Annotated in this window: 1 protein-coding gene; it reads left to right on the forward strand. The window is 64.9% G+C overall.

Translation table 11 applies throughout. The features are described 5' to 3' along the window. Positions 1–342, forward strand: a 342-nt coding sequence (locus SB725_RS30425) for an ATP-binding cassette domain-containing protein (protein ID WP_410923061.1), incomplete at both ends; no start/stop codon positions are given.

The raw sequence follows: 342 nt of genomic DNA on the forward strand, positions 1-342 counted from the left end.
TCGTGGTGTTCCAGGAGTTCGACCAGTTGCCCCCCTGGAAAACCGTGAAGCAGAACGTGATGTTTCCCCTGCTGGCGTCGAAGACCCTCGGCCGCCGCGAGGCCGAAGAGCGCGCCCTGGAATACCTGGAGAAAGTCGGCCTGGCGGCTTTCGCCGATGCCTATCCGCATACCCTGTCCGGTGGCATGAAGGCCCGGGTGGCGATCGCTCGCGCCCTGGCCATGCAGCCGAAGATCCTGCTGATGGACGAACCTTTCGCCGCCCTCGACGCCCTGACCCGGCGCAAGATGCAGGAGGAGTTGCTGCGGCTCTGGGAGGAGGTGCGCTTCACCTTGCTGTTCG

Origin of the sequence: Pseudomonas sp. SIMBA_041, from assembly GCF_046535095.1 — a bacterium.
GTDB classification, from domain to species: domain Bacteria; phylum Pseudomonadota; class Gammaproteobacteria; order Pseudomonadales; family Pseudomonadaceae; genus Aquipseudomonas; species Aquipseudomonas mucoides.